The sequence below is a fragment of the Bradyrhizobium sp. BRP19 genome (assembly GCF_020194195.1).
Lineage (GTDB): Bacteria > Pseudomonadota > Alphaproteobacteria > Rhizobiales > Xanthobacteraceae > Bradyrhizobium > Bradyrhizobium yuanmingense.
In genome coordinates this window covers 118262-139009 of sequence record NZ_JADYVZ010000014.1, presented here as the reverse complement: position 1 = coordinate 139009, position 20748 = coordinate 118262, and the positions used below count along the sequence as shown (strand labels likewise).

Sequence of the window (20748 nt, the reverse complement as noted above, 5' to 3'; positions counted from 1 at the left end):
GAGATATGACGCCAAGCCGGGCCTCGCGAAATTACGGATGTTTACGTAGGTCGGCGATGGCTCCTCACGGCAGTTTCAGGAACTCGACCCAGTTCGGTTTCTTGCCGGTGGGGTAGGATTTCAGCTTGGTCAGCGCGCCGCTGCCCTGGTCGATGGCATGAACCGTCATGCTGTCGGAGAGCTCGCCGACCGCGGCGAGATAGCGGCCGCTTGGATCGACCTGAAAGCCGCGCGGTTGCTTCTCGGTCGGCACGCTGCCGATCGTGGTCAGCTTGCCGCTCGAGCCATCGACCCTGTAGGCGGTGAGCGTGCTGGTGGTGCGCTCGGAAGCGTAGAGGAAGCGGCCGTCCGGCGTGATGTGGATGTCGGCCGCCCAAGGTTTTCCCGAAAACCCTTCCGGCAGCGCGGTGGTGCGCTGGATCTCGTCCCACGCGCCGCTCCTGGCTTCATAAGTGAAGGCCGCGACATCGCCGTTCAGCTCGTGGAGGAGATAGACGAACTTGCCGCCGGGATGAAACACGAAGTGCCGCGGCCCCGATTTCTCCGGCACTTTGCGCCCCGGCGGGTCGTTCGGCGTCAGCGTGCCGGTCGTGGCATCGAATGCGAAGGCCAGCACCTGATCGGAGCCGAGATTGGTCGCAAATGCGAAGCGGTTGTCGGGCGAAGGCAGGAAGGCGTGCGCGTTCAGCCCGGTCGGGATCACCTGCTTGGGCTCGCCGGCAACCCCGTTGCCAAGCAGCGGATTCAGCGCGACCTTGTTGCCGCCATAGGAGGCGCTGAACAGGTACTTGCCGCTGCGGTCGATGGCGATATGGGCCATGCTGTCCGCGAGCGGTCCGTTGCCGAGATGGCTGAGCTCGCCCGTCCTGGGATCGATCGCAAAGCTCACCGCGAGAGTGGGCTGCGAGCGGATTCCGGCAATCAGCGTACGATGATCGGGCGTGATCGCGAGCGGTGTCGAGGAGCCCGGCTTTTCGACGCCCTTGAAGGCGGCCGTCTGCACGAGCGTCATCTCGCCGCTCTCGCTCATCTTGAACACGCTGATGTCGTTGCTGTCGGCATTGCCGACATAGGCAAAGGTTTCGGCCATACCGGCACGGACTCCAGAAATGAGGGTAAGCGAAGCGAACAGGGCGGCGGCGATCGCAGCGCGTGGCGCGCGCGATGCGATGCGTCGGATCGGTCTCGACATCGGTCTCGACATGGGCTCCTCCTGAAAGCTGGCTCGCGGTATTATCGTTTTTGCCGCGAGCATAGCGGGCGGAGCGACGCCGCACCAAAATCCAATGGGGATCGATCGATGCCGAAATCGCATCGGTCGCGGGATGCCGGGTCAGCGCGCCGCTGCGGTTCGGGAGGGCAGACGCAACCCGGACGGCTGGTCCGGCGGCCCGAGCATAGTCCACACGGTGATCGCGACCAGGGCGGAGGTCATGAGGGTCCAGAGGATGAGTCGTTTTCGCATCAGGCCAATCCATCGGTGCAAGCCGCGAGGCCAAGGGCCGCGTCAGCGATCCTGCACTGCAAAGAGCGGCGGTTCTATGAGGCCGTTCACAGGGCGAAAACGGCCGATGCTGTCGCGAACCAATGCGCTGCGAACGCATTGAACCGACATGTCCCGCGCAAACGATCTCGAAGGCAAGCCCGACATGGGCGGCAAGCATGGCGGTCAAGCCGGCCAGCCCAAGCTTCCGCCGCGCCCGCACGAGGGCGAGCGCGATGCGGACGTCGTGGCAAAGCGCCACACCGGCCAAACCGATCGGGCGGCGCCGCCGACCAAACCAAAATAGTACCTTGCCGCCGCCCATCGCGGCAGGCCCCGCGCCGGGAACGGCGGCATCGCTCTGCCGTTAGCTCGGGGCGTGAGAGAGGGAAAAGGGAGGCTGGCTCGTGTTTTGGATCTGTTGGAACACCGCCTGGTCGCTGATCATCAGCGGCATCATGGTCGCCACCATCGTCAGCCACCCCGACGCCGAATTCGCCGAAGTGCGGGCGGCCCGACAATCGATGTGAGCTTCTCTTACTTGCCGAGCCCGTTCCGGATCACGTCATGCTGCCGGGCATGAAGCAGCGGATCTTGGGGCGGCCGTTGACGTAATAGGGCCAGACCATGGTGCGCCCGGCGTCGAGCGCCGTGCTGTCGGCATCAGCACAACAGGGGGGACCGCACTCGGCGCCGCCAAGTCTCAACCAGCGGTTGGCGGGCCTTGGAACGCTCTGGGCTTGGATGCGTTCAAGCTGATTGCGTAGGCGCCCGCCTGCGGCACGTCGGGGCTAAGTATGTCGAATGTCGAGGAATTTCCGCTCTCTGCCCGCAAGCTGACCGAATTCGAGGCCCTGGTGGCGGCGGCTCCTGCAGCGCTCGAGGCCATTCCGGGCGCGGTCTATGTCTGCGATAGTGAAGGCTGGATCGTGACCTACAACGGCGAAGCCGCGGAATTGTGGGGCAGAACTCCGGAGCTTGGTTCCGTCGAAAAGTTCTGCGGGTCGCATCGTCTCTACAGGATGGACGGCACCCTGCTTCCGCATTCCGAGTGCCCCATGGCCACGGCGGTCCGGCTCGGCCTCCCCGCGCGTAACACGGAGGTCATGATCGAACGGCCGGACGGCTTGCGGATCACTGCACTCGTGAACATCCGTCCCCTGCGCGATCATGCCGGCCGCATCCAGGGCGCAATCAATTGCTTTCAGGACGTTTCAGATCGCAAGAAGATCGAGGAAGAGGTTCGTGCAAAGACCAAGGATCTCGAGGACTTCTTCGAGAACAGTGCGGTCGGACTCCATATCGTGGGTGGCGACGGCATCATTCGCAGGGCCAATCAGGCCGAGCTCGATCTGCTGGGCTACAGCGCCGAAGAGTATATCGGTCACCATGTGGCCGAATTTCACGCGGACGCCCCCGTCATCGGCGACATTCTTCACCGACTCTCCTGTGGCGAAAGGCTGGACCGCTATCCCGCCCGCCTGCGCGCGAAGGACGGCTCGATCAAGCACGTATTGATCACCTCCAACAGTCGTGTCGAGCACGGCAAGTTCGTCAGCACGCGCTGCTTTACAACTGACGTCACCGGGCTGCACGTGGCCGAGCTGGCGCGCGAGGCGAGCGAGACTCGCCTCGCTGCAACCTACCAAGCGGCCAAGGTCGGCATCGCCGAGGCCGATGAACATGGGCGGCTGCTCCGGGTCAACGATTACTTGAGCGAGATCACCGGGCGATCTCGTGATGAGCTGCTGGCGATGAGCTTTTCCGACTACACTCATCCCGACGATTGCGCCGCGGATCTTGCCCTCTATGAGCAACAGGTCCGTGGCGAGATTCCAAGCTACACCTGCCGCAAGCGCGCCCTGCGCCCCGACGGCAGCGTGCGTTATCTCGAGATCTTCAGCTCTTCGGTCACGGACAGCGCGGGACGCTTCCGCTACGGCGTTCGCGTCAGTCACGACGTCACGGAAGCCAAGCGATTGCAGGATCGGATTCGCGAGAGCGAGCAGCATATGCGCGATCTGCTCGAGGCGCTGCCCGCCGCACTCTACACCACCGACGCAAACGGCCGCATCACCTTCTACAACAAGACCGCCGTCGAGATGGCCGGGCGCACGCCGCTGCCCGGCGACGAATGGTGCGTGACCTGGAAGCTCTATTGGCCCGACGGCACGCCTCTGCCGCACGACCAATGTCCGATGGCGATCGCGCTCCGGGAGGGTCGGCCCGTGCGTGGAGTGGAGGCTGTCGCGGAGCGACCGGACGGCACGCGCGTGCCGTTCATTCCCTATCCGACGCCGCTATTCGATTCGGGGGGCAGGCTGATCGGTGCAGTCAACATGCTGGTCGACATCACCGAACGCAAGCGCGCGGAAATGGCGCAAACCCTCCTGATTGATGAGCTCAATCATCGCGTCAAGAATACCCTGGCGATGGTGCAATCGCTCGCCGGCCAGACCGCGCGCCATACCAGCAGTCTGGACGACTTCAATCGAACCTTCGAGGGACGGTTGCTGGCGCTCTCTCGTGCGCATGATCTCTTGACCGAGCGCAAGTGGCAGGACGCGCCGCTCCAGCGGCTCGTCGAGGACATCACGGCGGCTGTTGCGGAGGATGGCCGGATCAGGATGGAAGGTCCCCCCGTCGCGCTCAATGCGCGCTCGGCGCTCAGCTTTACGATGGTTCTCAACGAGCTCCTGACCAATGCGACAAAGTACGGTGCCTTGTCGGCGCCGGATGGGACGCTCTTGATGCGATGGAGCCTGCGGAATACCGGGCACGGCACCATTCTCGAATATGAATGGGTGGAAGCCGGCGGGCCGAAAGTCACGCCGCCCATGCGCCGCGGCTTCGGCACGCGGCTGATGGAGCGCTGTGTCGAGGCGGACCTCGGCGGCGAGTTCGATCTCGCCTTCGAGCCGGGCGGCGTGCGCTGTCGCATGTCGATGCCGGTCACGGGCACTGTCAGATCGAATTGATTCGCGCGATCCATGGCTGTTCTCTGGATGACAGCATATCGAGCTCGTTTGCTAGCGCGATGGCTTCTTTCACGTCCGGCGTGACGAGCCCTTCACGGAGCCTGCCGACAACAGGCACAAGCAGGTCCACCGCCTGCTCAAGCTTGTCGGAATCTCGCCAGAGGCGGGCCAGGCTGACGGCTGTCCGCAGCTCCCACGAGCGGGCATTCTGTCCGCGCGCGACTTCCAGCGACTGCACGAACAATTCCTCGGAGTCGGCCGCTGGTCCGGCATGGGCCCGGATGAACTCCCCTTGCAGGCGGTAGATCTCCGCCAGATAGAAGTGATCGCCCGTCCTCTTCGCGACCGTCAAGGCACCATCGAGCGCGCGCAAGGCCGCTTCCGACAGACCGGCCCTCGCATAGCCTTGCGCGAGGAGGCATCTGAACCAGCAACTGGCGAGCCAGGAATTCTGCGCCTCGTAACCCTCGACGCCCGTGCGCATTTCGCTCAGACCTGCATCCATGTCCCCGAGCTCAGTCAGCGCCCATCCATGCAGAATGGTGGCCTGTTGCTTCCAATGCAGAAAGCCGTGTTGCGATGAAATGGTCATCGCGCGGCTGGCATAATCTCTGGTGCCCGTGACGTCGCGCAGATGCTGACAAAGGTATGCGCCAAACACTTGCGCGAATGCCAGCGTAAAAGGATGGCGCATTTGCTCGGCATCGGAAATCGCCTGCTCGCTGTGCTGCCGCGCGGTGTCGGGCTGCCCCAGGAACCACAGCAGGTATCCGAGGTACGACATCGACATGACGCCTGGATTGAGGAGCCTTTCCGCCGAACCGCGATGCAGAGCCGGATCATCGAGTTGGATGGAGCGACGAAGATGATGTTGCGCCGCCAGAAACCGCCCGCGGTAAAGCATGGTCGCCGCGATCGACCTGTGGGCCTCCACGAGGTACAGCGTCTGCTTCGACAGCAACTCGCTCGGGCGTTCCCGTTTGGCGAATTTCAGGAGTGCGGCACTCAGACCATGCGCCTTGGTCAGGTCAGCCCGAATGAAGTGGTGCATCCAAAGCCCTCTTATCGCCGCTAGCACCTTGTCTTCATCATCGAGCTGCCGTCCGAGCTCGAGGCCTCGGGCAAAATTGTCTTCCACCTCCTGTGTGCCGTAACCTTTGGCAGCAATCAGCGCGTTACCCAGCGCAATGCGAAGCTCCAGCTCCATTTCATCGCGGTCGGGCATCTCGGGACTGCCGAGGACGACCGCTAGGCCACGGCGCAGGTGGCCGATCGCTTCCAAATAGGCTCCCAACCTTGCGGCGTGCCTGCCGGCCTTGATCCAGGAAGCTGCAGCCGGCTGGCTTTGATCGGATTCGGTCAGATGATAGGCGAGCAGCTCCGGCTCGCGCTCGGTCTTTTCCGGATAGTTCTGAGCCAGCACCGACGCGATCCGCGCGTGGAGCCGTCTCCTCTCGCTGCGCAACAGGCTCGCATGCGCTGCATCCTGGATCATCACGTGCTTGAACGAGTAGAGCGCATCCGGCGGATGGCCCAGCCGGACGATCAGCCCTGCCTCCTCCAGGCGATCGAGCGCCGCCTCGATCTGGTCGGCTGGTACGGAGGCGACAGCGTTCAGCATCTCGTAGGAGAACTGCCGGCCGATGGTGGCTCCGATCTGTGCGACCCTTTTGAACGGGCCCAGCCGATCCAGACGCGCCATCAGCGAATCCATCAGCGTCGCCGGGATTGCCAGCGGTCGCCACGAACCGGAGAGCACATAGTTTCCGCGTTCCTCGGTCAGAAGGTCGCTTTCGAGAACGGCTTTGGTCAGCTCCTCGACGAACAGCGGCACGCCGTCGGTCTTGACGATGATGTCCTCGACGACCTCCTTCGGCATTTTGCGGCTGCCGGCAACCCGCTCGACCAAGGTTGTCCGCTGCTGCCGGCTCAGCCTGTTCAGCACCAGCGTCGTGATGTGAGAGTGAGCGCTCCAGCTCGGCTTGAATTCGGAACGGCAGGTGATGACGACGAGAATGGGCGTGTACTGGACCCGCTCCACCAGCAGATCGATGACCTCCCGGGATGTCGGATCGATCCAATGGGCGTCCTCGAAGGCGATCACCAGCGGCTGATCGTGCGCGAGGCCCAGGAGATGATTGATGAGCGCGGAGACGATGGCGTCCTTTTGCTGCTGCGGCGACAGATCGAGCCGAGGATAGCGACCTCCGGTCGGGATCGACAGCAGCGCCGCAAAGAGCGGCGTCATCTGCTCGATGTCGCCGTGCGCGGCCGCAACGGTCCGCTCGAGACTCGACAGAGACGAGGCCGAAGCATCGTCGCGGTCGAGGCCCAGGGAAAATTTGAGCTGCTCGATGAAGGGATGGAACGCCGTCGAGCTGTAGTAGGGCGAACACTGGAACGAGACATGCCCGTGCCGATCGCCCGCAATCCGCACGAAGATTTCCTGGACGATGCGCGACTTGCCAATGCCCGGCTCCCCGAACAGCACCACGACCTGGCCGTCGCCCGCCTTGGCCTGCTCCCAGCGGCCGAGCAGAACCGTGATCTCGTCGTCGCGATTGACGAGTGGCGTCAGCCGGGAGCCGATGGCTGCGGCAAAGCGGGTCTCCACGCGCGACGGCCGCACCACATGCCACGCCTGTGTTCTCCCGGCTATGCCCTTGAGTGCATGGACCCCGAGATTGCGATAGTCGAACTTTCCCTTCAACAGCGACTGCGTCGACGACGAGATGACCACCCCGTTCGGCGGCGCCAGGCCCTGCAATCGCGCCGCCAGATTGACGGTCTCGCCGACCGCGGAATCGCGCTCCTCGGTCCCCTGGCCGACCAAGTCGCCCACGACCACCAGTCCCGTCGCGATGCCGATCCGGACGGCGGGCGCATGGCTGAGTGCACCCAGCGGCTCGATCGCAGGCGCGGTCGACAATGTCCGCACGATCTCGAGACCAGCCCGCACCGCTCGCTCGGCATCGTCCTCATGCGCCTTCGGGTAGCCGAAATAGACCAGGATGCCGTCGCCGACGAAGCGGGCGGCAAATCCTTCATAGTGTTTGACCACACCCACGCAGGTTTCGCGAAAGCTCGCGATCATGTCACGCACGTCCTCGGGATCGAACTGTGCGGAGAGCGCGGTGGAATCGACCATGTCGCAGAACATCGTGGTGAGCTGGCGACGTTCCGCAACGATTGCCGTAGCGGGCAATGTGTGGCCCGCGGCTGGCGCGGCCATTCCGGAAAGGGACGCCGTTGCACGCTGAAGCCGCTTGCGGTCTCCGAGCGGCAGTCCAATCTGTGCCAGATCCGGTTCGGTCAGGTGGGGCAGGATGTCGAGATCGATGCGATGGCGGACGAAGAGGTCCGTGTATTGGCTGAGCCCAACGCTTTCAAGCCAGTGTCTCAGACGCTCCGTCCCCGTCCTCGACTCATCATTCGGCATGCGGAAATCCCTGGTTCAAATTGCGCTGAGCGGCTCCAAAATGCCTGTGGTTTGCGCTTGGATTGGGACTCGATGCGACTCTTCGTTGCGGCGGCCAATGGAGGCAAACCATCGGTATTTTGAGCGTTTCTTGCCCGCGTCTCGAAAATGAGGCGGATCGGCGGCTCACCATTTCGACGAGCCAGGTGCGCAGAATTCAATGAATTGATAGCTGTCGGTCGCTGATTGTCAAATCGCCGCACGACCTCGAACCAAACACTCAGCGGCGCCGCTTTCCTCGCTGCGGACATCCGGGCCAGACGTGGCGTCGCCGGCTAGGCCGCGACCGCCTGCGCCGCCAGCAGCTGCTTCAGCTTCGTCGCCGGTACCGCCGGGCTGAACAGCCAGCCCTGCATCTGGCTGCAGCCGAGCTGGCGCAGCACCTCGGCTTGCGCTTCGGTCTCGACGCCTTCGGCGGTGGTCGCCATATGGCGCGCGGCGGCCATGCGCACCACGGCCTGCACGATCGGCGAGGAGTCCTCGGACTGACCGATGTCGCTGATGAAGCTGCGGTCGATCTTGATCTTGTCGAACGGGAAGCGGTGCAGATAGCTGAGCGAGGAATAGCCGGTGCCGAAATCGTCGAGCGCGATGCGCACGCCGAGCTCGCGCAGCTGCTGCAGGATCGCCAGCGCCTCCTCGTCGTCGCGGATCAGCACCGTCTCGGTGATCTCGAGCTCGAGCCGGCCCGGCGCGAGCCCGGACTCCGCGAGGGCGGCGGCGACCTTGAGCGCCAGCGTGCGCGAGCGGAACTGGACCGGCGACACGTTGACCGCGATGTGAATCCGTCCCGGCCACGAGGCAGCCTCGACGCAGGCTTGCTTCAGCACCCATTCGCCGATCTCGCCGATCAGGCCGGTGTCTTCGGCGACCGGGATGAACTCCGCCGGCGAAACCATGCCGCGCTCGGGATGGCGCCAGCGCAGCAACGCCTCGCAGCCGGTGACGACATTGGCGGTGAGGTCGACCAGCGGCTGGTAGTGCACCTCGAACTCGCCGCGTGCGAGCGCCTGGCGCAGATCGAGCTCGAGCTGGCGGCGCTGCCGCGCCTTGGCGTCGTATTCGGGCACGAACAGGCGGAAGGTGCGGCGGCCTTCCGACTTCGCCGCATACATCGCCAGATCGGCGCGCTTGAGCAGATCGTCGAGATTGTCGCCGTGGTCGGGCGCGACGGCGATGCCGATGCTGGCATCGGTCGGAACCTCGTGCCCCCTGCAATCCACCGGTGCGCGCAACGCCTTGAGGATGGTTTCCGCCAGTGCCGTCAGCTCGGCCGGATCGGAGGTGCCGGCCTTGACGATGGCGAATTCGTCGCCGCCCAGCCGCGCGACCATGTCGTTGCCGCTGACGCAGGCGCGCAGGCGGTTCGCCACCTGGCGCAGCAGTTCGTCGCCGACCTCGTGTCCGAGCGAATCGTTGACACCCTTGAACTCGTCGACGTCGATATAGAGGATCGCGAACGGCTTGCCTTGCGCGAGCTCGGCGACGCGGCGTTCCAGATGTCCGCGCAGCAGCACGCGGTTGGGCAGGTCGGTGAGGGCGTCGTAATGCGCCAGATGGGCGATGCGCTCGTCGGCGCGGATACGCTCGGTGACGTCGTCATGGGTGGCGAGCCAGCCGCCGGCAGCGGCCGGCTGGTTCTTGATCTCGATCAGGCGGCCGTCGGCGGTTTCGACGATCGCGCTCTTGGTGCGGCCGACATTGCTCAGGATGTCGTCGCAATAGGCATCGATGTCGCCCTCGAACGAGCCGGTGTCCCGGCGGTGCCGGATCACGTCGCGGAAGTGGACGCCGGGCTTCACCACGGCGACCGAGAGCCCATACATCTCGATGTAGCGGCGGTTGCAGACGATCAGCCGCTCGTCCTGATCGAACATCAACAGGCCCTGCGTCATCGTGTTCATCGCGATGTCGAGCCGCTGCTTCTCGAGCGACAGGCGGTGCGTCACCTGGCGGAAGATCAGAAACAGCGTGAGCACCAACAGGCCGATCGACAGCGCGGCAATGGTGACGAAGAATTTCGTCTGCGTGCGCCAGGTCGCCAGCGTCGCATCGAGCGACTTGGTCGCGACCACGACCAGCGGCTCGCCGGTGAGCAGGCGCGAGGCGACGATGCGGTCCTTGCCGTCGATCGGGCTTGCGAGCTGGGTGGTGACGAAGGTGCGCTCGAACACCGCCATTTGCTCCGGCGTGCCGGTGCGGAAGTTCTGCCCGATCATCGCTTCGACGTGTGGAATGCGGGCGAGCAGCTGGCCGTTCTGGTGGTGCATCGCGATCGAGGAATCCTCGCCGAGCCCGGTCGAGGCGAAGAAGGATTCGAGCTGCTCGGGCGTGATCGCGCGCGAGACCAGCCCGAGGAATTCGCCGTGCGGGCCGGAGATGCGCCGCGCGAACACGATCGCCGGTCCGTTGCCGAACCGGCCGGGCACGACCTCCACCTCCTCCTGTGCGGCCGGATCGTCCTTGAGACGGTTGAAATAGCCGCGATCGGCGATCGAGATATCGGCGACCGGCCATTGCCGCGACGAGTTGATCAGCACGCCCCTGGAATCGAACACATTGGCGCCGGCGACGTCGGACCAGCCGCTGGCTTTCGCGCGCAGCACCTCATGCACGGCGAGCGTGCCCATCTCGCTGCGGAAGATTTCGGCGGACTGGATGCCGTGGCTCTCGAGCTCGGCGATGATGCTCTTCTGCAGCACCGCAAAGTCCTCGAACTGCCGGTCGAAATGCCGGGCGAGCATGCGGACGGCGTTTTCAAGGCTGTCGCGACCGCTCTCGATGGCATTCTGCCGGAAACGGTCGACCGTGAGCGCGGTGCCGATGGCGGTCGCAAGCATCAGCACGAAGCCGCCGGCGATCAGCCACGTCAGCGGCGCTCCGCGCCAACGGCGGAGCAACGCGCGCGTTCGCGCGGTCCATCGGATCGATGCGCCCATCCAGCCCTCCCGTGGGATGCAAGATGCAGCAAAACCGACAAGACCCCGTTACCATTGACGGTTAGGAAAATATGAATCGGAATGGAATCAGAGGGTTGGTTCCATCGTACAGGAGACCGCGGCGAGACCGCAGGACCTTCAGCGCTTGATTTTCCACTTCAAGGCTTCCGCGTTGCCCTTGGCGAACATCTTCGGCACATCGAATTTGCCGGTCTCGAGATCATAGCGGCATTTCCAATCCGCCAGTCCCTTCACCGCGACGTTCTTCGGATGCTTGTCCGTCTCGCCCGACAGCGAGATCAGGAGATAGCGGTTGTTGGGCCAGCTTACGCCGAGCCAGCGATACGCATCTTCGGTGCCCTTCACCAGATTCGCCGTGATGTGATAGTCGAGCTTCATGCTCTTGGTGTCGGGCCGGCTGCGGAAGTAGGCCCAGGCCAGATCGCCGAGCGACGTCTTGGTCGCGTTGACGAAGCCGCCGTTCTCGAAATGATAGAGAAAGAGGTCCTGCTCGCCCGAGCCGGTCTTCTGCATCCGCACCAGCCATTGCGAGTCGGCCGTAAAACGGAAGCCGGCCGGATAGCCTTGCTCGGGCTTCAACTCGCGCATCTCCCCGCCGCGTCGCGACCAGACCTGCCACTTGAGGTCGAAATCCTCGCCCTCCCTCATATACTGCTCGAGCCTGGTGGCGCCGTCGGGGGAGGTCAAGGCGAGATCGGCATCGTCGGAGAGCGTGAAGCCGGGCGGCGGGGCGGCCAAGGCGGGTGCAGCGGCCAGCGTCAGAGCAACCGCCAGCGATCGCGCGCCACGGGAGAATACGGTCACGGGAGGAATTCCCTTGAAGAATGCCGCCAGGCGGCCTTGATACTTGGACACCCGCGTGGTCGCGCCGGTTCATCCCGCGCGCCTGGACGGAAGCATAATCCTATCGACAGTCTTGCTGCGGCAGCCAAATCGGCGCACCTTGCCGGCCTCGGCTGATTTGCCACCCAAGGTCCTTTTCAAATGATCACCGCCTCCAAGGCCTTCATTGCCTTCTGTCTGCTCGCGCTGGTCGGCACCGCGCTGGTGATCGGCCCGACCGAGCTGCGCCGCCTGCTGCCTGATGGGACGAAGGTCACCGTCGCCGCCAAGCCGGAGGCCAAGGTCGAACCCCAGGTCGGAGCCAAGGTCGAGCCCAAGCTTGAAGCCAAGGTCGAGCCCAAGGTGGAGTTCAAGCCTGAGTCCAAGCCTGAATCCAAGCCAGAGCTGAAGCCGGAACAGCCGAAGCTCGTCGACAGCGCGCCGCCTGCACCCGAGCCGAAGGCGGGCGCGCTGGCCGAGACCCAGAAGCAGGTGGCCGCGCTCGGTGACCTCGTGCCGGTCAAGCCGCCGGCGCCGGCTGCAGATGCCGGCCCCCGTTTCGACGTCGCCCGCATCGACGATCACGGCGAGGCGGCGGTGATTGCCGGCCGCGCCACGCCGGGTGCGCGGGTCGAGCTGCTGCGCGACGGCAAGCCGCTCGACAGCGTGGTCGCCGACGCCTCGGGCCAATTCGTGATGACCCCGCCGCAGCTGCCGGCCGGCTCATATGACCTGACGCTCCGCGCCAGGGCGCCGGACGGCACGGTCACCGAATCCGGCCGGACCATGCCGGTCACAATCGCCGCGGCGGCGCCGCCGCCCGTGCGCATGCCGCCGGTTGCGAAGCAGGAGGCCAAGCCGGCCGAGAAGCCCGACGACAAATCGGATGTCGTCGCCGCGCTGCCGTCGGCCTCGCCGCGGCTGGCGTCGGTGCCTGAGAAGCAAGCGGCCCGGCCGAAACTGATCGGCGCGCCGAAACCCAAGGCCTTCGCGCAGGCGCCGAGGGCCACCGTGGTTGCATCGGCCTCGCCGGCGGAGGCGCTCACCGCCGCGCCGGCCGAGGCCGGCGGCAGCCGGATCATCGCCCGCGGCGATAGCCTGTGGGCGCTCAGCCGGCTCGCTTACGGCGACGGTTCCCGCTACGCCGTGATCTTCAACGCTAACCGCGACAAGATCCAGAATCCCAACTTGATCTATCCCGGTCAGACCTTCGTGATGCCGCAAAAGGCGGAGTGACACGGCACGGCCGGCGCGTTGCGACGCATTGTCCTGTGTCTCTCTGGAACATTCGGTTCCCTCGCGCGTCTTCGTGATGCGACGCATTGCGCACTTGGCGCGGGTGGGAGGGCCAACGTGGCCGTACAAGTCGTGGCCAAACAAGACGTGGCCAAACAAGACCTGGCCAAATTGGTCGTCAGGTCAACGATCATGCCGGGACGCATGGGATTGGCGCTGGCTGGCGCGATCCTGGTGGTTGCAGCAGTGCTGCTGCCTGACAGAGCCGAGGCGCAGTTCGGCTTGCGCGGCGGTCCGGTCGGGGTTGCGCGCTTCGCCGTCGGCCACGTGATCGGCCTGTCGCGCCTGCGCCATTCCCGCATGGCGGTGCGCGGCGGCCGCTACCGCTCCGCGGCGCTGAGGTCGCAGGACCCGCGCGGGGCCGACCGCAGCCAGCTGTCGAACCCTTACGTGATGCGTGCGGCCCTCACGGCGCAGGCTGCGCTGGCGGGCTGGCAAGGCGGCCGCCGCCCGCAGGGCTGGTGGCGTCATCCCGATGGCAGCTATGGCTGGGTCGGCCCGGTGTTCTGGCCGTTCGCCCATGACGATCTCACCAATGCGATCGTCTTCGGCGACACCACCAGCCTCTCGCTCTACGGCTACGGCGATATCTATGCCGCGCTGTTCACGCCCTATGCCGCCACCGAGCTTGCCGCCTACACCGTGCCGCAAGGCCGTCGCGCGCGAAAGGTCCCGACCGCGGAGACGCTGTGCGAGGCCAGCGACACCGGCGGCCTGCCGGTCGAGCGCATCGCGAGCGCCGTTGCACCGAACGAAGCTCAGCGCACCGCGCTCGACGAGCTCTCATCCGCCTGGAATGCCGCGCGCGACACCATCCGCACCGCCTGCCCGGCGCAAACCCCTGCGAATGCGGCGGAGCGCCTCGGCCTGATGCGCGAGCGTGTCGAGGCCATGATCAAGGCCATCGACACCATGGAAGCGCCGTTGTCGAAATTCGTCGGCCTGCTCAATGACGACCAGAAAGCCCGGCTCAACGCCTTAGCCAATGAGCGTCGCGCCGCGCTGGCGTCCTACCAGTCCAAAAACGCTGACAAGAACGATATCAAGAACGCGAGCAAGAACGCTGATAAGAACGCTTCCAAGGACGCGCAGGCGGCCAAGGCCTGCCAGGCGGACTACGATCCTGTTTCCGACGAGAACGCCCAGCGCCAATACGAGCAGCTGCTCCAGCAGCAATGGCCCGCCGCCGACATCGCCACCACGCTCCAACTCGACGAGGTCGCCCGCGCCCGCTTCGAGGTGCTGCAGGACACCACGCTCCGCACCATGCAGACGCTCAGCGCCTGCCCGACCGAGCCGGCCGCAACCCCGCAGGCCCGCCTCGCCGCCGTGAAGACGCGGCTGCAGACCATGCTGCAAGCCGTCGGCGCCATCGCCGACGCGCTCGACGATTTCCAGGCCGATCTCAGCGACGAGCAAAAGGCCGGATTCGAGGCGATCGGGCCAAAGCGAGGGGCGTGAGGGGACGCCAGCTTGGAATGCCATCATATCTCCCTGTGATATGCAGATAGGGATGCACATCACGGAGGGTGCTGGTGCTGGTTTCCAAATGGGGCAACAGCCTCGCAGTGCGCCTGCCCAAAGCGCTAGTTGATGAACTCGGCCTCAAGGAGGGCGACGAAATCGATATCGTGGCCACTCGCAAAGGCGCGATCGAAATCGAGACCAAGGCGGAGCAGCGTCGGCGTGCGATCGAGAACATGGAGGCGCCGTTGGGCGGCCTTGCCCGCCGGCTACAAATTCGATCGGGACGAGGCGAACGAGCGGTGATCGCGTTCTTTGACAGCGGTGATTCTGGGACCTTCAGCGCGGCCGCAGCATCGGCGGGCTCACCATCGTCAATCCGTTCCTCGGCATGGCTCCGTGAACGCTCGCATCATCGCAAAGTCCGGATCCTTGCGCGGCTTCCATGATCACCCGCACGCCCAGTCGAACTTCATGTCCTTGAAGTCGAGCTGCGCGTTGCCGCCGCCGAAATTGTAGCCGCCGAAATATTCCTCGAACTCGATATAGAACGGGCTCATCTCCGGCACGGCCTGGCAGGGCCGCATGGTGCCGCCGAGGTGGTTGTGGGCGTGATCCTTGGCCCAGTCGTGCAGGCGGAAATTGTCGCGGCCCGGCTTGCCGCCGACATAGTAGTAATATGGCTGATAGCCGGTCGGCGGATTTTCGCGCACGTGCTCATCCTGCGGGCCCTTGCCGGCGTTGGGATCATCAGCGCGCGGCGACAGCGCGATCGCGCGCGTCTCGCTGAGATCGGCACGCGGCGGGGCTGCAAACATCTTCTTGGCGTAGCTAGGTGCGGCCTCGAAGAAGGCGCTGGCACCGCCGACATCGAGCCAGCGCGGCCGCTCCACCGTTGCCAGCGCAAGCGGCGCCGGCGGCGCGGCGAACGCGCCGTCATATTCGGCCTTCGTCAAGAGCAGCGCGGCATAGGCGTAGTCGAGAATGTCGGTCATGCGCGACAGCCGCGGATGCGACGGTCGCGCCAGCACCGCCTCGCGAATCTCGGGATCGTCGGGCGCGCCGCCGTCATTGTGATCGGGCGCCGTGGCGAAGAACGACAATGCGACGATGTCATCGCCATGCACCCGGTAATCCTCCGGCAGCAGAAGCGTGAAGCCGTGCATCAAGGGATAGCCGGTGACGGGATCGAGCGGCCATTGCTCGGATGCAATGCCCGGCGGCAGCCCAAACACCCAGCCCTGATCACGCGCGCGATCCGCGGGCCGGTCCAGCATCTGCAAATCATAGGCACGCGAAGGCAGGGCAAGCGTCACGGGGTGTCTCCCACGAAGTCCGCCTCGCCGTTGAGGCGATGGTTGGTCGCGGGGAGGAGGGATGTGGTTCGTGAGAGGGAGCTGGGATGCTGCCAATCTGCCGGTGTTTTGCCCGACGTGTCAAATTGCGCGGCACGCGGCCGAGGCCTGCCGTAAGTCATTGATCCCAAAGCCCCTGCCTACTGTGCATGGGGTTGTTTTCGCAGTTTTGTTTGCGGCTACCCCCTTCGCCGCACCGCCGCCGCATCCACCACGTTCTCCACCTCCTCGCGCCAGCTCAGGATCTCCATCGCCAGCACGGGGTGATTGAAGCCCTTGAGCTGGAGATCGTCGAGGGCGCGGGCTTCGACGAAAGGCTCGACCATGCCGTAGACGCGGCGGCTGACCACGATCTGGTTGGGCTTGGCTTCGCTGCAGAGGCGGGAGGCGAGGTTGGTGACGCTGCCGATCGCGGCATATTCCAGCCGCTGCTCGAAGCCGACCTGGCCGAGCGTGGCATAGCCGAGCGCGACGCCGATGCCGAAGCCGAGGCTATGACCGCGGTTGCGCCAGCGCTCGGTCAGGGGGCCGATCGTGTCGCGCATCTCCACCGCCATCTTCACAGCGCGCTTGGTGTGGTCCTCGAACTGGATCGGGGCGTTGAACAGGATCATCACGCCGTCGCCGGCATATTTGTCGAGCGTGCCCTCGTACTTGAAGATCAGCTGGCCGAGCGCGGCGTGATATTCGCGCAGCACGTTCATCGCCTCTTCCGGCTCGGTCGCTTCCGTGAACGCGGTGAAGCCGCGCAGGTCGCAGAACACCACCGTGACCTCGCGGCGTTGGCTGGTGAGCAACCCCTCGGGGCTGTCGGAGGAGGCGATCAGCTGCGCCACCTGCGGCGCCAGGAAACGCTCGAGCTTGCGGATGCGCTCGATCTCGCCGAGCTGGGTCCGGACGCGCTCCTCCAGCGACTTGTTCCAGTCCTTGAGCTGCTCGGTCTGCTCGCGGAGCTTGTCGGCTTGCGCGCGCACGGTCGTGTTCGCCGCCTCCAGCGCGTGGCTCTTGTGGTCGACCTCGGTAAACAGCTGCGCATTGCGCATCGCCAGCACGGCCTGGTTGGCGAAGGTGCGCATCAGGCCGATGATGCTGGGCGCGAACGCCCCGGTGGCGCGGCGCAGTACCACGAGCGAGCCGAGCGTGCCCTGCTGGTCGATCAGCGGCACCACCAGCACCGAGTTGAAGCCGGCCGCGAGCGCGGCCTCGCGCAGCGGCTGCTCGGCGGCATCGCCGAGCTCGGCCAGCGCGATCGGCTCGCCGCTGTCGGCGGCATCGCTCAGGATGTTGCCGCCTTGGGCGATGGTGACATGCGCGCCCTCGGCGGATTTGTCGATGCCGTTGGCCTCGACCAGGTTGAAGCGGCGTGTCTCGGCGTCGAAGCCGTAGATCAGCACCGCATCGGCACGGGTGATCTCGATGGCGCGGGCGGCGATGGTTGCAAGCACCGCGTTGAGATCGAGCGAGGAGGCCACCGCGCGGCCGACCTCCTCCAGCACCTTGAGCTCGTGGATCGACTGCGCGAGATCGCGGGTGCGCTCCTCGACCTTGCTCTCCAGGTTCGAATAGGTCTCCTGGATCTGGTCGGCCATGCGGTTGAACTGCCCGGCGAGGTCTTCCAGCTCGTCGGAGGTGTGCACGTCGATGCGGTGGCTGAAATCGCCTTCGCCGAGCTTATGCGCACCGTCGCGCAGCGCCGTGATCGGGATGATCATGCGGCGGGCGAGCAGCGTGCCGGCGAGGATCGCGACCATCAGGCCCATGCCGATCAGAAGCGCGATGCGCACCAGCTGGTCGCGGATCGGCATCAGGGCCTGCGTGGTCGGCTGCTCGAACAGCACGCTCCAGCCGAGCTTCGGCACGATGCTCGCGGCGCTCATCACCGCATGGCCATTGAAGTCGGTGCCCGACGTCTCGGCTTCGTGGCCGGGCGCGATCGCGGCCGCCACCTGCGGCAGTTTGGAGAGGTCCTTGCCGATCTCGGGCCCTTTCGATGACGTCGCCAGCACCCGGCCGCGCGGATCGACGACATAGGCGAAGGCGGCCTTGCCTACTTGCGCGTCGGACAGGAAGTCGGAGAGGAAACCGAGGTCGATCTCGGCCACGGTGACCCCGGCATTGAAGCCGGAATGCGCCACCGAGATCGACATCAACGGCGTCCGGTCGGCGAACCAGGCCGGCGCGTAGGTGACGCCGCGGGCGACGGCGTCGGTGAAGCGCACGTCGCGGGAGAGGTCGGCATTGCCGCCGGTGGTGGTCGATTGCCTGGAGACGCGCAGCACCTCGCGGCCGTCGCCGTTGAGCTGGAACAGCTGGTTGACGACGGAAACCTGATGCAGCAGCGACGCATAGTCGGCGCGGCGCTTCTCCAGCGTGTCCTGGCTCGCGCGCGTCACCCAGCTGATCTGGCGGTCGAGCTCGGAAATCGCCTGCTCGATGCGCCGGGCGGCCGCCTGCGCCTTGTCCTCCAGGCCGTCGGTCAGCTGTGTCCGCGTCGCGCGGTAGGAGATCCAGGTCTCCATCGCCCCGTTGATGGCAAGGACGAACACGACGAGGCCGACGAGGGAGACGACGTATTTGGCGAACAGGCCCTCGCGCAGAGATCGTGTCTTGTCGTTCGCTCCTGCCATCCCGATCCTCTCGCGCCGCCACTGACGCTGCGCGCTATGGGCCGTACAGGCCCTTCCAAGCCGTTCTAGCACAATTTGGACCGAAGGGCCGTCGCGCGGCCGGGGACCGGCCGGTGTGGTTACCCCCTGTGGCCTCCTGGGCAGGTGGACGGGCGGCGATGGTCGCAGCCCGATCTGTTCGAAGGAGGGAGCTTAGCGGTTGAAGAGCTGCCGCAGCACGTCGTTCATTGGCTGACTGTCCTGCTGCGCGGCCGGCGGGTCCTCCAGGGCGGGGGGCGCAGGCGAGGCCTGCGGCGCCGGCGTGGAGGGCGTTGCCGGCAGGCTGCGGTTGCGCCCGGTGCCGGTGCCAGTGCCGCTCCCCGCGCCGCTGGAGAGACCCTGCTGGATCAGATTGCCGATCGCTTCCCCGAGCGGGCCCCCGAGCAGATTGTTCTGCCCCGCTTGCTGGCCCTGCGGATTGGCATTGCCGGTTGCATTGCCGCCCGGCGCGACGGTGCCACCAAGGCCGAGGCTGCCGAGGATGTTGCCGAGTCCGGCGCCCTCGGGGCCGAACAGGCCCTTGCCCATCTCGCGCAGCTTGGCATAGGCGGCGTCGGGATTGTCCAGCATGCCGGCCATGTCGGGATAGATCCGCGGCTGCGACCAGGAGCCCTGGATCATCACGGGAATGCCGAAGCCGACCGGCTCGGAGGTGCGGCCCTGGCCTTCGGTCGTCATCACGAGCTTCGGCTCGACGCGAAAGCCCATCATCTTGGTGTCGAGCGCGATGGTGCCGGCGCCGGTGACGCGCACCAGCGGCCCGATCAGGTTGAGATCGGTCGTCACCGCCTGACCCTTGTCGATGCGGAAGGAGGCCGAGAGCTGCGACAGATCCGTGCTCTGCTCCTGGCTCGGGTCCTGGTTTCCGTTCTGGTTTCCTTGCCAGCCGGAGAGCGTGCTCGTCGTCAGCGAGCGGATCATCTGCGCGACATTGATGCCGCGGATGGCGCCGTCCTGGAAATTGACGAAGGCCGTCCCTTGCATGTTCGCCATCAGCGCGCGCTGGCTGTTGCCGGCGCTGCGCAGGGCGAGCTTGGCCTGCAGCTTGCCGTCGATGCGATCGAACTCGGCAAGGCTCTGGAGCAGCGGCAGCGCGCGCACGCCGACGAGGTCGGAATGCATCGCAAAGCTCGGCGCGCCGGTCGTCGCGTCCAGGATCACCTCGCCCGAGACCTGGCCGCCATAGGCGCCGAGATTGGCCGTGCCGGCCTTCAGCACGCCGCCGGCGAGCTTGGCGTCGAGCGCCAGCGGCGCAATGCGCGCATCGCCGATCACGGCCTCGTTGGCGGAGATCCGCACTTGCGCATCGACATAGTTGAGCCCGACCACGTCGATCGGCGCGTTGCTCCAGGGCTGCCCGGACACGCTTTCCGGCGATTTCGCCAGCGGCATGGCGAGCCGCTGGAAGTCGAGATCGACCTTGACCAGCGGCTTGCTCGCGATGTCGACGGAAGCCCAGCCGTTGAAGGCGCCATCGCCGAGCCTGCCGTTCACGCCGTTGATCATCACGACATTGCCGCTCAGCCGCATCTCGGCCTGGCCGGTGAGCTGGGACTTCAGCACGCTGGGCATGTCGACGGCGAAATCCACATGAAACGCCGGCCGTTCGGTCGGCGAGGCCGCCTTGATGTCGAACTTGGTCGGGTGATCGCCGACACGCGCGGTGCCGGTGATATTGACCTTGCGGTCGCGGTCCAGGGTCGCGTCGGCGTTGATGGCGCTGATGCGGCCCTCGACACGGTCGCGCAGGCGCGAGAATGCCACTTCGCCGTCGGTGACCTTGATGCGGTCGATGGTGGCGCCTTTGGTGTCGAGCGCGAGCGGCTTCGCAGGCGCGGCTGCATTCGGCAGGCGTTCGCGGAGCAGCGGCTGGTAGAGCACGGGATGGGTGACGACGAGCTCGCTGATCTCGGGCCTGCCGGACCACACGCTCGCGAGCGACATGTCGGCCTGCACGCGATCGATCGTCAGGCGCGTGATGCCGCTGCGGTCCTTGGGGTCGGCCAGCGTGAGGTCGTTCAGCGTGACGTTCAGCGTCGGCCATAGGCTGATCTTGGTGGTGCCGTCGATCGACAGCCGATAGCCGGTCGCACTCTCGAGGCGCGAGGCGATCGTCGAGGTCAGGAAGCCCGAGGGGATCCCGACCACGAGCAGAAGTGCGATCACGACGATGACGGCGGCCAAAGCCCCGCCGACGAATTTCAATGCTCTCATGTCGACTTTCCAGCGACGGACAATCCGCGCCG

At 65.6% G+C, this 20748-nt stretch carries 13 protein-coding genes and 1 pseudogene; 6 read left to right on the top strand and 8 right to left on the bottom strand.

Annotated features, from left to right (window positions below; translation table 11 throughout):
* Positions 1-64: 64 nt before the first annotated feature.
* Together I6F36_RS30525 and I6F36_RS39750 are read right to left on the bottom strand one after the other, a co-directional pair.
* Positions 65-1090 carry a lactonase family protein gene (locus I6F36_RS30525; protein WP_225114569.1) on the bottom strand — a complete coding sequence of 342 codons (1026 nt, stop codon included), beginning with the start codon at positions 1088-1090 and terminating at the stop codon, positions 65-67.
* Between the two features lie 243 nt (positions 1091-1333).
* Positions 1334-1465, bottom strand: coding sequence for a hypothetical protein (locus tag I6F36_RS39750; RefSeq protein WP_260345447.1), 132 nt, complete (start codon positions 1463-1465; stop codon positions 1334-1336).
* Between the two features lie 148 nt (positions 1466-1613).
* Between I6F36_RS39750 and I6F36_RS30520 the strand changes: the two genes are divergently transcribed.
* The 3 genes from I6F36_RS30520 to I6F36_RS30515 all read left to right on the top strand — a co-directional run bounded on the left by I6F36_RS30520 (position 1614) and on the right by I6F36_RS30515 (position 4461).
* A complete protein-coding gene (locus I6F36_RS30520; protein WP_156447317.1) occupies positions 1614-1790 on the top strand; it encodes a hypothetical protein in 177 nt (58 codons plus the stop codon).
* Between the two features lie 100 nt (positions 1791-1890).
* Positions 1891-2013 (top strand): hypothetical protein, encoded by a 123-nt coding sequence (locus I6F36_RS39745; protein WP_260345449.1) that lies wholly within the window; start codon positions 1891-1893, stop codon positions 2011-2013.
* Between the two features lie 267 nt (positions 2014-2280).
* The gene (locus I6F36_RS30515) at positions 2281-4461 is read left to right on the top strand and encodes a PAS domain S-box protein (protein ID WP_225172782.1); all 2181 of its coding nucleotides are present in this window, start codon (positions 2281-2283) and stop codon (positions 4459-4461) included.
* Here I6F36_RS30515 and I6F36_RS30510 read toward each other — a convergent pair.
* The 3 genes from I6F36_RS30510 to I6F36_RS30500 form a co-directional block, all read right to left on the bottom strand.
* A complete protein-coding gene (locus I6F36_RS30510; RefSeq protein ID WP_225172781.1) occupies positions 4448-7900 on the bottom strand; it encodes an AAA family ATPase in 3453 nt (1150 codons plus the stop codon). The genes I6F36_RS30515 and I6F36_RS30510 overlap by 14 nt on opposite strands.
* 314 nt (positions 7901-8214) lie before the next feature.
* A complete protein-coding gene (locus I6F36_RS30505) occupies positions 8215-10878 on the bottom strand; it encodes an EAL domain-containing protein (protein WP_225143608.1) in 2664 nt (887 codons plus the stop codon).
* Between the two features lie 138 nt (positions 10879-11016).
* Positions 11017-11703: a hypothetical protein gene (locus I6F36_RS30500; protein ID WP_225172780.1), complete on the bottom strand. Its 687-nt coding sequence runs from the start codon at positions 11701-11703 to the stop codon at positions 11017-11019.
* A gap of 180 nt (positions 11704-11883) precedes the next feature.
* Between I6F36_RS30500 and I6F36_RS30495 the strand changes: the two genes are divergently transcribed.
* The 3 genes and pseudogenes from I6F36_RS30495 to I6F36_RS30485 all read left to right on the top strand — a co-directional run bounded on the left by I6F36_RS30495 (position 11884) and on the right by I6F36_RS30485 (position 14787).
* Entirely contained in the window at positions 11884-12957 is a 1074-nt protein-coding gene (locus I6F36_RS30495) for a LysM peptidoglycan-binding domain-containing protein (RefSeq protein WP_225137396.1), read from the top strand.
* Positions 12958-13149: 192 nt separating this feature from the next.
* Complete coding sequence (locus I6F36_RS30490) at positions 13150-14478, top strand: Spy/CpxP family protein refolding chaperone (RefSeq protein WP_225172779.1); 1329 nt, start codon at positions 13150-13152, stop codon at positions 14476-14478.
* Positions 14479-14552: 74 nt separating this feature from the next.
* A pseudogene (locus I6F36_RS30485) lies at positions 14553-14787 on the top strand (AbrB/MazE/SpoVT family DNA-binding domain-containing protein).
* A 143-nt stretch (positions 14788-14930) separates the two neighbouring features.
* Here I6F36_RS30485 and I6F36_RS30480 read toward each other — a convergent pair.
* The 3 genes from I6F36_RS30480 to I6F36_RS30470 form a co-directional block, all read right to left on the bottom strand.
* Positions 14931-15797, bottom strand: a complete 867-nt coding sequence (locus I6F36_RS30480) for a hypothetical protein (protein WP_036044925.1) — start codon at positions 15795-15797, stop codon at positions 14931-14933.
* Between the two features lie 218 nt (positions 15798-16015).
* Positions 16016-18463 carry an adenylate/guanylate cyclase domain-containing protein gene (locus I6F36_RS30475; RefSeq protein WP_225172778.1) on the bottom strand — a complete coding sequence of 816 codons (2448 nt, stop codon included), beginning with the start codon at positions 18461-18463 and terminating at the stop codon, positions 16016-16018.
* 192 nt (positions 18464-18655) lie between these two features.
* Entirely contained in the window at positions 18656-20716 is a 2061-nt protein-coding gene (locus tag I6F36_RS30470; protein ID WP_225145548.1) for an AsmA family protein, read from the bottom strand.
* Between the last annotated feature and the right edge of the window lie 32 nt (positions 20717-20748).

Excerpts from the sequence above, each read along its gene's own strand:
- I6F36_RS30525 (WP_225114569.1), bottom strand. The coding sequence starts at position 1,090 with ATGGCCGAAACCTTTGCCTATGTCGGCAATGCCGACAGCAACGACATC.
- I6F36_RS39750 (WP_260345447.1), bottom strand. The coding sequence starts at position 1,465 with ATGCGAAAACGACTCATCCTCTGGACCCTCATGACCTCCGCCCTGGTC.
- I6F36_RS30520 (WP_156447317.1), top strand. The coding sequence starts at position 1,614 with ATGTCCCGCGCAAACGATCTCGAAGGCAAGCCCGACATGGGCGGCAAG.
- I6F36_RS30515 (WP_225172782.1), top strand. The coding sequence starts at position 2,281 with ATGTCGAATGTCGAGGAATTTCCGCTCTCTGCCCGCAAGCTGACCGAA.
- I6F36_RS30510 (WP_225172781.1), bottom strand. The coding sequence starts at position 7,900 with ATGCCGAATGATGAGTCGAGGACGGGGACGGAGCGTCTGAGACACTGG.
- I6F36_RS30505 (WP_225143608.1), bottom strand. The coding sequence starts at position 10,878 with ATGGGCGCATCGATCCGATGGACCGCGCGAACGCGCGCGTTGCTCCGC.
- I6F36_RS30495 (WP_225137396.1), top strand. The coding sequence starts at position 11,884 with ATGATCACCGCCTCCAAGGCCTTCATTGCCTTCTGTCTGCTCGCGCTG.
- I6F36_RS30490 (WP_225172779.1), top strand. The coding sequence starts at position 13,150 with ATGCCGGGACGCATGGGATTGGCGCTGGCTGGCGCGATCCTGGTGGTT.
- I6F36_RS30475 (WP_225172778.1), bottom strand. The coding sequence starts at position 18,463 with ATGGCAGGAGCGAACGACAAGACACGATCTCTGCGCGAGGGCCTGTTC.
- I6F36_RS30470 (WP_225145548.1), bottom strand. The coding sequence starts at position 20,716 with ATGAGAGCATTGAAATTCGTCGGCGGGGCTTTGGCCGCCGTCATCGTC.